Origin of the sequence: [Clostridium] clostridioforme AGR2157 (genome assembly GCF_000424325.1) — a bacterium.
Taxonomy (GTDB): domain Bacteria; phylum Bacillota; class Clostridia; order Lachnospirales; family Lachnospiraceae; genus Enterocloster; species Enterocloster clostridioformis_A.
The window spans coordinates 54215-67646 of the sequence record NZ_KE384164.1 but is presented as its reverse complement, the minus strand read 5'-3'; the positions used below and the strand labels follow the sequence as shown (position 1 = coordinate 67646).

Annotated in this window: 9 protein-coding genes; 5 read left to right on the top strand and 4 right to left on the bottom strand. The window is 51.0% G+C overall.

The genetic code is table 11. The features are described 5' to 3' along the window. Positions 1-60 precede the first annotated feature (60 nt). On the top strand, positions 61-1293 hold the full coding sequence (locus G614_RS0125590) for an argininosuccinate synthase (RefSeq protein ID WP_027644130.1): 1233 nt from the start codon (positions 61-63) through the stop codon (positions 1291-1293). Positions 1294-1414: 121 nt separating this feature from the next. Here the strand turns inward: G614_RS0125590 and tkt are convergent, their stop codons facing one another. Continuing rightward, positions 1415-3397 carry a transketolase gene (tkt, locus tag G614_RS0125585; protein WP_027644129.1) on the bottom strand — a complete coding sequence of 661 codons (1983 nt, stop codon included), beginning with the start codon at positions 3395-3397 and terminating at the stop codon, positions 1415-1417. 271 nt (positions 3398-3668) lie between these two features. On the opposite strand from tkt, the gene G614_RS0125580 reads away from it, so the two are divergent. The 4 genes from G614_RS0125580 to G614_RS0125565 all read left to right on the top strand — a co-directional run bounded on the left by G614_RS0125580 (position 3669) and on the right by G614_RS0125565 (position 8097). Beyond that, positions 3669-4751, top strand: a complete 1083-nt coding sequence (locus tag G614_RS0125580; protein WP_027644128.1) for an ABC transporter ATP-binding protein — start codon at positions 3669-3671, stop codon at positions 4749-4751. Then, the gene (locus G614_RS0125575) at positions 4748-5614 is read left to right on the top strand and encodes an ABC transporter permease (protein ID WP_027644127.1); all 867 of its coding nucleotides are present in this window, start codon (positions 4748-4750) and stop codon (positions 5612-5614) included. Before G614_RS0125580 ends, G614_RS0125575 begins: the two co-directional genes overlap by 4 nt. Positions 5615-5619: 5 nt before the next feature. Continuing rightward, on the top strand, positions 5620-7011 hold the full coding sequence (locus G614_RS0125570) for a Gldg family protein (RefSeq protein WP_027644126.1): 1392 nt from the start codon (positions 5620-5622) through the stop codon (positions 7009-7011). Positions 7012-7083: 72 nt separating this feature from the next. After that, complete coding sequence (locus G614_RS0125565) at positions 7084-8097, top strand: DUF4340 domain-containing protein (RefSeq protein ID WP_027644125.1); 1014 nt, start codon at positions 7084-7086, stop codon at positions 8095-8097. 106 nt (positions 8098-8203) lie between these two features. On the opposite strand, the gene G614_RS0125560 is transcribed toward G614_RS0125565, so the two are convergent. The 3 genes from G614_RS0125560 to G614_RS0125550 all read right to left on the bottom strand — a co-directional run bounded on the left by G614_RS0125560 (position 8204) and on the right by G614_RS0125550 (position 13428). Then, on the bottom strand, positions 8204-8896 hold the full coding sequence (locus tag G614_RS0125560) for a Crp/Fnr family transcriptional regulator (RefSeq protein WP_027644124.1): 693 nt from the start codon (positions 8894-8896) through the stop codon (positions 8204-8206). Between the two features lie 109 nt (positions 8897-9005). Continuing rightward, positions 9006-10397 carry an argininosuccinate lyase gene (argH, locus tag G614_RS0125555; protein ID WP_027644123.1) on the bottom strand — a complete coding sequence of 464 codons (1392 nt, stop codon included), beginning with the start codon at positions 10395-10397 and terminating at the stop codon, positions 9006-9008. A gap of 40 nt (positions 10398-10437) precedes the next feature. Continuing rightward, positions 10438-13428, bottom strand: coding sequence for a YfhO family protein (locus tag G614_RS0125550; protein ID WP_027644122.1), 2991 nt, complete (start codon positions 13426-13428; stop codon positions 10438-10440). Positions 13429-13432 lie beyond the last annotated feature (4 nt).

The following is a 13432-nucleotide window of genomic DNA, read 5'->3' as shown; positions in this document are numbered from 1 at the left end:
ACATAATGTTGTATATTTATGAAAGTTCAATCAGTACAGCAATCTCAGGAGGATATTAATATGAAAGAAAAAGTAGTTTTAGCTTATTCCGGCGGACTGGATACCACCGCAATCATTCCGTGGCTAAAGGAGCATTTTGGTTATGAAGTCATCTGCTGCTGCATCGACTGCGGCCAGGGCAGTGAATTAGACGGCCTGGACGAGAGAGCCAAATTATCCGGTGCTTCCAAATTATATATTGAAGATTTAGTGGATGATTTCTGCGACAATTACATCATGCCCTGTGTAAAGGCCAATGCAGTATATGAAAACAAATACCTCTTAGGCACCTCCATGGCCCGTCCTGCCATTGCCAAGAGACTGGTTGAGATTGCACGTAAGGAAGGCGCCTCAGCCATCTGCCACGGCGCTACCGGCAAGGGCAATGACCAGATTCGTTTTGAGCTGGGCATCAAGGCCCTGGCTCCTGATATCAAAATCATCGCTCCCTGGCGTATGACCGATGTATGGACCATGCAGTCCCGCGAGGACGAGATTGAATACTGCAAGCAGCACGGCATTGACCTGCCCTTCTCCGCGGACAGCAGCTACAGCCGTGACAGGAACTTATGGCATATCAGCCACGAGGGCCTGGAGTTAGAAGATCCGTCACAGGAACCAAACTACGAGCACCTGCTTGTACTTGGCGTGACTCCTGAAAAGGCGCCGGACGAAGGCGAGTATGTGACCATGACCTTTGAAAAAGGCGTTCCCACCAGCGTAAACGGCCAGAAGATGAAGGTTTCCGATATTATCCGCAAGTTAAATGAGCTGGGCGGAAAACATGGCATCGGCATTGTGGACATCGTGGAAAACCGCGTGGTAGGCATGAAGTCCCGGGGCGTGTATGAGACACCAGGCGGAACCATTCTCATGGAAGCCCATAAGCAGCTGGAGGAACTGGTATTAGACCGGGCCACCATGGAGACCAAAAAGACCATGGCTGATAAGTTGGCCCAGATTGTTTATGAGGGCAAGTGGTTTACCCCACTGCGCGAGGCTGTCCAGGCATTTGTAGAGTCCACCCAGGAATATGTGACAGGCGAAGTGAAATTCAAACTGTACAAGGGCAATATCATCAAGGCCGGAACCACATCCCCATACTCCTTATACAGCGAGTCCCTGGCTTCCTTCACCACAGGCGACCTGTACGACCACCATGACGCAGACGGTTTCATCACCCTGTTCGGACTTCCCCTTAAGGTAAGGGCTATGAAGATGGCTGAGGTAGAATCTGCCAAGAAGGGTCAGTAAAGAGGCGGGGAACTGAAACGGTAAATACCGCATTTTCCGCACATTGGAAAGGACCCATGAAGAAGCAGCCTAATCTTCATGGGTCCGTTTTAAACTGCCATTGAGCTGCAGCTATTTATGTCTACAGTGACTTCACGGCTGCCACAACGTTCTCAACCGTAAATCCGAATTTCTTAAAGAGCTGTCCCGCTGGTGCGCTGGCGCCAAAGCCCTTCATGGTGACGGTGGTACCGTCAAGGCCCACATATCTGCCCCATCCGAAATCGCCCAGTGCCTCTACTGCCACTCTCTTACGCACTGCCTTTGGAAGGACCTTCTCCTTGTAATCCTCAGTCTGTTCCTCGAACACGTCCATGCTCGGCATGCTGACAACGCGCACATCCACGCCCTCTTTTGCCAGCTCAGCCTTTGCACCCACTGCCAGCTCCACCTCGGAACCAGTGGCAATGATGATGGCATCCGGAACTTCCTTCGCGGAATCTTCCAGGATGTAGGCTCCCTTTAATGCCTCCCTGCTGGAACCAGCCAGCTGCGGCAGGTTCTGCCTTGTGAGTACCAGAGCCGTAGGAGTCTTTTTGGAAGATACGGCGCTGTACCATGCAGCTGCTGTCTCCGTGGCATCCGCCGGGCGGTATACATGGAAGTTAGGCATGGCGCGCAGCATAGCCAGCTGCTCAATGGGCTCATGGGTAGGTCCGTCCTCTCCCACGCCGATGCTGTCATGGGTAAATACAAAGGTAAGAGGCACGCCCATAAGAGCGGACAGCCTTGCCATTGGCTTTGTATAATCACTGAACACAAAGAAGGTGGACACGAATGCCCGCAGGCCCCCGTGAAGCATGAGACCATTTCCAATGGCGGACATGGCCAGCTCGCGGACGCCAAAATGCAGGTTGCGTCCGGCATAGTTTTCCTTGGAGAAATCGCCCATATCAGTCATGTAGGTCTTGGTAGACGGAGCCAGGTCTGCCGCTCCTCCAATCAGATTCGGCATCAGGTTCTTAAGCTTCTGAAGCTGCCTGCCTGACAGACTTCTGGTAGCATCCGGCTTGTCCTCAAATGCCCAGTAGTCTTCACTGTCATAAATATCATTAGCCAGATTCGGATTATAGAATTTATCCCATAATTCCTTCATCTCCGGGTATTTCCCGCAGTATTCTGCAAATAATGCGTTCCACTTTTCCTCTGCCTCGGCGCCTCTCTCGGCGTATGCCTTATAATTGGCATATACCTCATCCGGTACATAGAAGGGCTCCATGGACGGCCAGTTCAGGAATTCCTTCATGGCTTTTACATTGTCATCCCCCAAGGGCTCGCCGTGAGCGCTGGCCTTGCCCTGCTTTGCGGGACAGCCGTAGCCAATCTGGGTCTTTACGGTGATGAAGGATGGACGTGTGGTATCCGCCTTTGCCTCCTCGATGGCCTTGCCGATGGCATCCAGGTCATTGCCGTCCTCAACGGTAATCAGCTGGAATCCGAAGGCTTCCATGCGCTTCTGTACGTTCTCTGTAAATGCGATATCCGTGCTTCCCTCGATGGAAATACGGTTAGAATCATAAAATACAATAAGCTTGCCCAGCCCCAGGGTACCTGCCAGTGAGAATGCCTCGGAGGAAATGCCCTCCATCATACAGCCGTCGCCGCCCAGCACGTAGGTATAATGGTCAACAACAGGATATCCGCCCTTGTTGAACACGGCTGCCAGATGGGACTCTGCCATAGCCATGCCAACTGCCATGCCCATGCCTGCGCCCAGCGGACCTGTGGTGGCCTCAACGCCTACTGTATGGCCATACTCCGGATGTCCCGGTGTCAGGGAATCCATCTGACGGAAATTCATCATATCCTCTTTTGTAAGGCCGTAGCCGAAAAGATGAAGCAGGGAATACAGCAGTGTGGAGCCATGGCCTCCTGAAAGGATGAAACGGTCCCTGTTCTCCCATCCTGGATTCTTAGGATTATGGTTCATATGTTTTGCCCACAGCTCAAAGGACATGGCCGCGGCTCCCAAAGGAAGACCTGGGTGGCCTGATTTGGCTTTCTGTACAGCATCTGCTGCCAGAACACGGATTGCATTGACTGACATGGTATCAATCTGATTCATAGTTCCCTCCATTCCGGTGCCCCCAAGGGGGCCCACGCATCATAGATGTTATTTTTTTACCAGCTGCCCTTTATTATACCAATTCCATCCATACAGGGCAATACTTTTTCTCGCAAAAATCAGTGCAACATTTTGCGTTTCTTTGCGTTATTTTGCAAATTTAAAAACGATTGTTATAAAAAGATTATAATTTAAACACATTTTCATCACATTTTAATTTTAAAACTGTTTAGTGAGTATATTATAAAAAACTGACAGGAGGACACATTCAGTGATTGAAGTTAAAAATCTTGTGAAAGATTACGGCGGCCATCTGGCAGTGGACCATTTAAGTTTCCGGGTGGAAGACGGCCAGATATACGGCTTCCTGGGCCCTAACGGCGCCGGGAAGTCCACTACCATGAACATCATGACCGGTTATCTGGGCGCCACAGAGGGCCAGGTCATCATAGACGGCCACGACATACTGGAGGAGCCGGAAGCCGCAAAAAAACGCATCGGGTATCTGCCGGAGATTCCGCCTCTGTATATGGACATGACCGTGTATGAATACCTGGAGTTTGCGGCCTGTCTTAAAAAACTGCCGAAAGCAGGGCAGAAGGACGCCATACAGGAGGTAATGGAACTGGTTAAAATCACGGATGTCAGGAAACGGCTGATCCGAAACCTGTCCAAGGGCTACCGCCAGCGGGTGGGCATGGCCCAGGCCGTTTTGGGAAAGCCCTCTGTCATCATTCTGGATGAGCCCACCGTTGGACTGGACCCCAAGCAAATCATTGAGATACGGGATATGATAAAAGGTCTGGGCAAACAACACACCGTCATCCTGAGTTCCCACATCCTGTCCGAGGTAAGCGCCGTTTGCGACCATATCATGATCATTGCCCACGGAAAGCTGATTGCCAGCGATACTCCTGAAAACCTGGAACAGCGGTTAAAAGGCGCCGCGGGCCTGGATCTGACGGTAAAAGGCAGCGAGGAGGCACTGAGGCCCGTGTTGGAGGAAATTCACGGACTGTCCATAGAGCGTATGGAGGCAGGTAGTGAGGCTGGCACCTGTGTTATGAATCTGCAGTTTAGCGGGGACGGGGATGCCAATGTTTCGGACAGCGCCACTGCATCGGACAGCGCCACTGCTTCAAACGGCGCCGCCTCTCCCGGCCCGGAAACAGATATCCGCGAAACCATTTTTTACGCCTTAGCCAATCACCACCTTCCCATCCTGTCCATGGCTCCCTCCAAGGCATCCCTTGAAGAAATATTTCTGGAGCTGACAGAGGACTCCCCAAAATCCCGGGAGGACAGCGGTGGCACAGACCCCACAGACCAATCAAAGGAGGAGGATTCCCAATGAGAGCTATCTATAAGCGGGAGCTGAAATCCTATTTCTGCTCCATGACAGGCTATGTTTTTATTGCTTTCATGACAATGTTCATGGGCATTTATTTCATGGTCTACAATATGATTAACGGTTACCCCTATTTTTCCTATACACTTAATTCCATCCTGATGATACTTATGATTGCGGTGCCGATTCTGACTATGCGGAGCATGTCGGACGAACACAGAGCACGGACTGACCAGCTGCTGCTGACCTCCCCCGTATCCGTATGGGGTATTGTTATGGGAAAATTTCTTTCCATGGTCACTATTTTCGCTGTCCCCATGGCCACTGCCTGCCTCTGTCCCCTCATCATCCGAAGCGCCGGGACCGCTTACCTGACAGAGGACTATGCATCCATACTGGCCTTCTTCCTTTTGGGATGTGTCTATATTGCCATTGGGCTTTTCATCTCCTCCCTTACGGAAAGCCAGCTCATAGCCGCGGCAGGGACCTTCGGCGTACTGCTGCTCAGCATCCTCTGGCCAGGGCTTTTAAACTTTATACCGGCTACCGCAGCGGGTTCGCTGGCCGGTTTCCTCATTCTGTGGACCCTTGTGTGTTTTATCATGTACCGGCTGACCGGCCATATTCCCCTTTCCCTTGGACTGGAAGCAGCCGGGGCAGCAGTCCTTATAGGAACCTTTTTCGTGAAGCAGAGCATGTTTGAACGGGCCCTGACCGGACTTCTGGGAAAAATCGTCCTGACAGACGTATTTGACGGCATTGTCAGCAGCCATATGCTGGATGTCAGCGGTCTTGTCTATTATCTGAGTGTGGCCGGTATATTGCTGTTCCTGACTGTTCAGTCAATCGAGAAAAGAAGATGGAGTTGAATCATATGACCAGAAAATTTAAAAAAGGCAGCTATATGGCACTGTTCACCCTTGTGGTCATTGCCGCTGTCATTGTACTCAACCTGATAGTGGGAAAGCTTCCTGCCAAATACCTGAAACACGACTTAAGTTCCAACAAAATCCTTACCCTGGGGGATACAACCAGGGACATCCTCGCGCAGCTGGACAGAGACGTTACCATCCACATCGTGGCTGACCCCAACTCCGTGGATGAAAGGATTACATCCTTTGTAAATCTGTATAAAGACCTTTCCCCACATATTTCGGTGGAAGCCAATGACCCAGTGCTTCACCCGGACGTACTTACCTCCCTGGACACAGAACCCGGAAACCTGATTGTATCCTGTGAGTCCACCGGAAAAAAGACTTCCGTTTCATTTGACGATATCATCCAGTTTGACCCCATGGTTTACTACCAGTACGGGCAAATCAAGGAAACAGCCTTTGACGGTGAAGGACAGATTACCAGCGCCGTCCGCTATGTCACAAGCGATACGGCTGCTGCCGTATATACCCTGACCGGACACGGCGAAGCCGCCCTCTCGTCAGCCGCGGCAGATGCCATGGATAAATCCGGCATAAATGTGACCGAACTGAATCTGCTCACCCAGGGAGCCATTCCCCAGGACTGCAGCCTTCTCATCATGAACGCCCCTGCCAAGGATATTTCCGTGGATGAAAAGGAAACTCTGACCGATTACCTGAAAAACGGCGGCCGCATGTTGCTCCTTGCAGGCTGTACCCAGAATACCCTGGCCAATCTGACTGAATTCATTTCCCAGTACGGAATGGACCTGAAAAATGGATTTGTGGCTGACCCGGCTCCCCAGCATTTCTACAACAATAATCCCTTTAATGTTATTCCGGATTACGACTTTGCCAGCAGCCTTCTCTCAGGAATCGACTCCTCCGCGGCAGCCCTTCTGGTCCAGCCTGCCGGAATGACCATACAGGAAAATCCTTCGGAGGACATTGCGGTCCAGCCCTTCCTTACCACCTCTGATTCCGCATTTCTGGTGGATCCTGTCACACAGGAGAAGACGCAGGGCTCTTATGTGCTGGGAGCTGTGGCCACGGAGACTGTAAACGAGGAAGAGGGCTCATCCTCCATGCTTACCGTTATCACGGCGCCAAGCATGATTGATGATTCCATTCTGTCACGTTTCCCCAGCATCACCAACCTGACTTTGTTCATGAACGCCGCGACCAACGGACTGCCTGGAGTCACACCGCTGTCCATCCCCAGCAAAAGCCTGGATATTACCTATAATATGGTAACATCCGCCGGACTGTGGAGCGCGCTGTTCATTATCGTGATTCCGGTCATTTTCCTGATTGCAGGCTTCGTGATCTGGCTGAAGCGCCGGAAGCTCTAAAACACGTTGACATGTATCGCACGTAAGTGACCTAAGTACGGTCACTAAGTGCTCATAACGAGGAGGTTAGACATGAAGAAACATGTACGGCCAATGGTTCCCGCTCTGGGAGCCCTGGTCCTTCTCTGCGCTGCATATGGCGTCATCAACTGGCAGCAGGAGAGGAATGCTAAAACACAGGCCCTGTCTCCGGAAAATGCCTCTGTATATATGACCGACCTTCCGGAACTATCTTCCCTGTCCTGGACGAAGGATGACAAGAGTCTGTCCTTTACCCGGGAAGGCGACACCTGGTACTATAAAGGAGATAAGGATTGCCCCATCCGCCAATATCCCCTGACCACCCTGGCAGATACCCTGTCCCACTTAAAAGCAGAGCGGAAGCTGGAAGGTGCGGATTCTCCGGAAGCATATGGCCTGGATAACCCTTCCGCGCGGTTTGATACCGTTTCCTCTGACGGTTCCTCCCGCGCCATCCTGCTGGGCAGCCAGGTTCCCGGTACCGGCGGTTCAGGCTCGGACGGTTCCCAGACCCCTGCCCAGTACTATGCAGCCATGGAAGGGGACAGTCAGATTTATACCATCAGCAGTTATCTTACAGAGACAGCTGCCAAGGGACTTTACGATTTTGTCGAGACAGAGTCCCTTCCCCATGTGTCAGGCGCCGATATCCGGGAAATCACTGTTTCCAAGAACGAGCAGACCAGCCGGTTCTGTAAAAAGACCGTGGATGACGCAGGCAATATAGCCTGGTATAAGGACTCTGCCGAGGACGAGGCCAACCGCCTGGATGACAATGGCGCTCTTAATAATCTGGCGGATGCCATAAGCGGTTTGTCGTTCCAGTCCTGTGTATCATACAAGGCCAGCGATGAAGAATTGGGCAGCTATGGCCTGTCTGATCCAACTATGACTCTTTCCTGGACCTATGAAAGCGGAGATACGGACGGCGGCCTGTCATTGGCGATTGGAAGTCCCACTGAGGATGGTACCGGCTACTATACCAAAAAGGATGATTCCAGAGCCGTGAACCTGATATCCAAAGAGGCGGCAGAGCGTTGTCTGAACGCTGCCTATCCAAAGTAATGTGAATCATACATGAAGTTGTGTTAAATATGAAAGGGAAACAACACTGCATTCCTGCCTGTTGTCTCCCTTTTAATTAAATAACTGTTCTGATATATGATTGCCCTTAAGCCCCTTCCCTGCGCTCCCCCGCGCCCCTGTCATGGAGCACAAAATGATTCTTCTGAAAATCCAGTATCCCCTCAGCCCGCATCTTACTCAGCTCGCTGGACATGGCGCTCCGGTCCACGCAGAGATACTCAGCCAGCTCCTGGCGGTTATGGGGTATGTCAAAATCCCTTCCCCCTTTTGCCATGGCCTGCTCTGACAGATAGGACAGAAGCTTTTCCCTGGTGGTCCTGCGGCACACATGCTCCAGTTTGTTTTCCAGCTTCACATTGTGCTCCGACACCAGACGCAGCATGTTGTGTATGAACCTGGTATGGAAATCGCAGGCCAGGGGACAAAATGTGATCATCCTCTGGTAATTGAGGAACAGGGCCTCGCATCCTCCCTCTGCCACCACGCTCACCGGCAGCACCGGGGTCCTGGCGCAGGAATAGGACTGGCCAAAGAGCTCCCCTTCCTTTATATGATATATGTGTTCCTGATGTCCCCAGAAATTCTCCTGGATGACACATGCCTTTCCCCTCAGCAGAACCAGCACCTTATTGACGGATTCTCCCATGCGGAAAATATATTCCCCGTCCTCATAAAGCACCTGCTCCGAGGCGCAGCATTTTAACAGAGTATAGAGCTCGTCATCACTAATGCCATAAAATAGCGGAGATTTTTTCACAAGAGGCAGCCATTCCTCCATATTCGCCCTTCTTTCCGTTGCATTTACAACTCTTTTGCTGTAAATATTATATAATCAAGAGATTTTTCCGTCAAGAGGGATTTTATGTGAGATAAAATCTCATATAGTATCACTGAGCATCGTCCATTCCCAGCTGTTTTTTATATATCCCAATGACTTTTTTCATAGCCTCCTGTCCGGGGGCCCCTATGGTAAGGCGCTTCTCCACGCAGGTCTTCATGCTGATGGCCTCATATACGTCCTCCTCAAACACCGGACTGATGGCCTTGTATTCTTCCAGGCTGAGATTATCCAGGGCAATTCCCTTGCCGATGCACGTAAGGACCAGCTGTCCCACGATGCCGTGGGCATCCCTGAAAGGCACTCCCTTGTTCACCAGATAGTCCGCCGCATCCGTGGCATTGGTAAAGCCGTTCTTTGCACTGGCCTCCATTACCTCCTTACGAAAGCTCATGGAGGAAATCATGCCTGTAAACAGAGCCAGGCATCCCTTTACCGTGTCAATGGCGTCAAAGGTAAGCTCCTTATCTTCCTGCATATCCTTGTTGTAAGCCAGAGGAATCCCCTTCATGGTGGTCAGCATGGACACCAGGGCGCCGTATACGCGCCCGCTTTTGCCGCGTATCAGTTCTGCGATATCCGGGTTCTTTTTCTGAGGCATGATGGAACTTCCTGTGCTGTAGGAATCATCAATCTCCACAAAACGGTACTCGTTGGTATTCCATATTATGATTTCCTCGCAGAACCGGGACAGGTGCATGGAGATAGTGGACAGGGCGCTGAGCAGCTCAATCAGGTAATCCCTGTCAGCCACTGAATCCATGGAATTAAGGGTCGGTCCGTCAAATCCCAGAAGCTCTGCCGTATATTCCCGATCCAGAGGATAGGTGGTGCCTGCCAGAGCACCTGAGCCCAACGGGCAGTAATTCATGCGCCTGCGTATATCCTTAAGGCGGGAGCGGTCCCTGGAGAACATCTCGAAGTAAGCCCCCATATGATGGGCCAGGGTGATTGGCTGGGCCTTCTGAAGATGGGTGAAGCCGGGCATGAAGGTGTCTGTATTCTTCTCCATCACTGCCAGCAGCTCCTCCAGCAGTTCCTTTACCAACGCCTCGATGGCGTCAATCTCATCCCTGGTATAGAGCTTCATGTCCAGGGCTACCTGGTCATTGCGGCTGCGTCCTGTGTGAAGGCGTTTTCCCGCCTCCCCAATCCGCTCAGTCAAAGTTCCCTCCACAAAGGAGTGGATATCCTCATATCCGGAATCGGATGATATGGTCAATTTACCACTATCCAGGTCTTCCAGAATGCTTTCCAATCCGCGGATAATATCATCTCTGTCCTGTTCTGTAAGGATTCCCTGCTTTGCCAGCATCTTCACATGAGCAATGCTGCCCCTGATGTCCTGACGGTAGAATTTCTGGTCAAAGGAAAGGGATTCGTTAAAATTGTGTACCAGCTGATTGGTTTCTTTTGTAAAACGTCCGCCCCATAATTTCATGGCTCTAATCTCCTTATTTCTGATTTTCTTTTGTCCTGTTTTAACTGCTCTTTTTCTTCTTCCGGCCGATTCCAGCCAGCACAGTGACTCCCAGGACAGCCGTGCTGACTCCGGTAATCCACGCCCCGGTCCTAAGTCCCTCCGGTTCATAGGAAAAACTGATTCGGTGGGTCCCTTCACTGATGTCCACTGCCAGAAACGTGTCAAACATCTTCCGCGGCACCACGGCCTTGCCGTCCACCAGGATGCTCCATCCCTTATCATAGGGAATGCTGGTGTACATAACGCCTGCGGAATCTGCGGTTATGCTGCCTGACAGTTCCGTATCCGTCCACCTGGAAAGCACCATGGGATTCTGGTTCATTTTCCCGTAAACAGCCTCCAGGGCCTGAGGGTTAAAACGCCACACCTCTGCCTGCAGGGTCGGGCTGCCGTCATCCCCTGCCTCCAGACGCACCTCCACATCCTTGTTGATGCGGCCCAGCTCCATAAAGTAGCCCCGGTCCACATTATCAAAGCTTTCTGTCTGCTCTCCGATTACAGCCGTGACCTCCTTCACCTTCTTATCGGTCACATACACGTAGTAATCGCCGGTCTCATCGGCTGTAAATGTAAGCTTTCTGCCCTCTGTTACGCTTTCGTTGGGAAGCAGCACATGCTCTGTTTCCAGCACATCGCAAAGATCGTTCTGGACATGGGCCGGGTTCCCGGAATTCAAAATCCAGTTTCCTTCCACATCCGATGGAAGCATGAATGCCACAGGCAGGGTAAATTTATTCTCGTACAGCCACATGCTTCCTTTTCTTGCGGACAAATCCCTGAGTCCATCGGCAGGCTGCTGGTCCCCGTATATGCCGTACCGCACGGACAACAGGCTGTCCACCAGAGGTGTGCTTCCTGTGATGCTGTAGGCATTGGTAGAACTCTCACACCCCATCCTGCGGAAGAAATCCGACAGGGAGGCATTGGCTGTGGATGAAAACAGGGATACGGACGGGAAATTCATCCAGGCGCCGTCATTCTTTGTCTTTCTGTCTGTCTTTTCCACACGATAGAAGGTGTCCGACTTGATATTCCACACCAGATCCTCCACGTCCTGGTTATCTTTCACATAGGAGGACCTGCTGGTGGTAGGGATGCTGGTTACCGCGGTATTCACGGCCGCCTCAATGGCAACCACGGCCAAAGCAGTGAGAAGGATGGCATCCAGGCTCCATTTTCCCTTGTGGTACAGGTAAATCAGACCTCCATATATGGCAATGAACAGGAGCGCCACATAGAACACGGAGAAATGGTATTGTTCCGGATTATTCACCAGCTTCTCTGCCAGCAGCACAAAGGAAACAGCTCCCCAAAACGCCAGGCATACAGATTTCCAGGACGTATCCTCCAGATGAATGTAGGCGTGGTAACACATGAACAGCATCAGTGCAATATAAATGAAGGACTGACGGCAGGGAAGGCTGTTGGGATAGTGAAACCCATGCCAGATGAAATTCAGCACATTAACGGAAAAGCTGGCATAAAACAGAATCAGCATGGTGCAGTACACTGCCTTTTCCCTGAAGGTAATCTTCCTGCTTCCCAGATATAAAAGGAAGAACATGAGCACTGCCACACCGCAGTATATATTGGGCCAGTGGTCCAGGCCTATCTCGGTTCCCACATTTCCTATGTGACGGGCAATCATATCAAAGATGGAAAAATAGGAGGAAAATGTCTTAGGAAAATCAAAATCCCCTGACGCCGTGACCTGCAGCGCATAAATCTCCGGCAAAAGCACCACCGCGGCAAGACCGCCCGCCAGAAGGGAATAAAAGGCAAAGCGCAGCCCTGTTCCCATGAACTCACCAAAGCTTTTTGGCGGATTGAGTGTCATCTGAGCAATCACATAGATGACCATGAAAATGCAAATCATAATGGAAATATAGTAATTGGAAAGGATGGAGAGGCCCAGAGTGATGCAGTAGAGCGTCCCCCTCTTCTCCTTCACCAGCTGCTCCAGTCCCAGAAGAATCATCGGAAACAGCATGATACAGTCCAGCCACATGATGTTCCAGCTGTAGGCAGCCATATAGCCGCTGAGGGCATAAAAAATACCGAAAAAGCCCACGCCGAAATTCTTAACTCCAAAGTGTTTCTTCAGATACCACGAAAAGCTAAGGCCGGACAGTCCTGTCTTGAGAACAATGAGTATGGTCATGAACTCAATGATAAACTTCTTCGGGCATAGTATCAGAAGCCAGTTCACCGGGCTGGCCAGATAATAGGCATAGAGCGCCGAAAAATTCACCCCCATGCCGATATCCCAGCTGTAAAGCAGGCTTCCGCCATGGGTAAGCTTATACTGGAACTCTGAAAAAAACGGGGCATACTGATGGTACATATCTGTCCTGAGAAAACACTCTTCCCCAAAAGGAAAGATACCTCTCTGGGCAAATATGATAATCATGGCCACTACCGGGACAAAAAATGCTGCCACCAGACCGTCCGAAGGCTTTAACAACCGAAGTCCGCGCCTGTTTCCTGTCCGTGACATCCCTGTCTCTCTCTTATCGTACTGCTGCCTGTCCTGTCCGGCAGTCTCATTCTCTTCTTCCATTCCGTATTCGTCTTCCTCTGATGTATATTCATCTGTTGCGTAATTATCTGTTGTATTATTATCTGCTGCATAATTATCTGCTGCATAATTATCTGCCGCATTACCCTCCGGAGCATATCCCTCTGTATCATTCTGCGGCTTGCGGCTTCCATTTTCTGTCCTATGGGAATCTATCCTATGGAATTCATCCCTCCTGGAACCCGCCCCATGAGAATTCATCCCAAAGGAATCCCTCTCATGCAACCATTCCTCTTCCTCCCCAATCCCATATGTTTTCTTTTCCTCTGATGTCTTTTTTTCCCCGTCGGTAACCGGCTCCTTTGAGAGCGCTTCCTCCCGGGCTTTATCCTGTATGGTCGGTTCTGGCTGCACAAGCTTCAGGATTTCGTCAAGCTCCCGTTCAACCCGTTCTATTTCTTCACGTTCCATCACA

Excerpts from the sequence above, each read along its gene's own strand:
- G614_RS0125590 (WP_027644130.1), top strand. The coding sequence starts at position 61 with ATGAAAGAAAAAGTAGTTTTAGCTTATTCCGGCGGACTGGATACCACC.
- G614_RS0125560 (WP_027644124.1), bottom strand. The coding sequence starts at position 8,896 with ATGGAGGAATGGCTGCCTCTTGTGAAAAAATCTCCGCTATTTTATGGC.
- G614_RS0125565 (WP_027644125.1), top strand. The coding sequence starts at position 7,084 with ATGAAGAAACATGTACGGCCAATGGTTCCCGCTCTGGGAGCCCTGGTC.
- G614_RS0125575 (WP_027644127.1), top strand. The coding sequence starts at position 4,748 with ATGAGAGCTATCTATAAGCGGGAGCTGAAATCCTATTTCTGCTCCATG.
- argH (WP_027644123.1), bottom strand. The coding sequence starts at position 10,397 with ATGAAATTATGGGGCGGACGTTTTACAAAAGAAACCAATCAGCTGGTA.
- G614_RS0125570 (WP_027644126.1), top strand. The coding sequence starts at position 5,620 with ATGACCAGAAAATTTAAAAAAGGCAGCTATATGGCACTGTTCACCCTT.
- G614_RS0125550 (WP_027644122.1), bottom strand. The coding sequence starts at position 13,428 with ATGGAACGTGAAGAAATAGAACGGGTTGAACGGGAGCTTGACGAAATC.
- tkt (WP_027644129.1), bottom strand. The coding sequence starts at position 3,397 with ATGAATCAGATTGATACCATGTCAGTCAATGCAATCCGTGTTCTGGCA.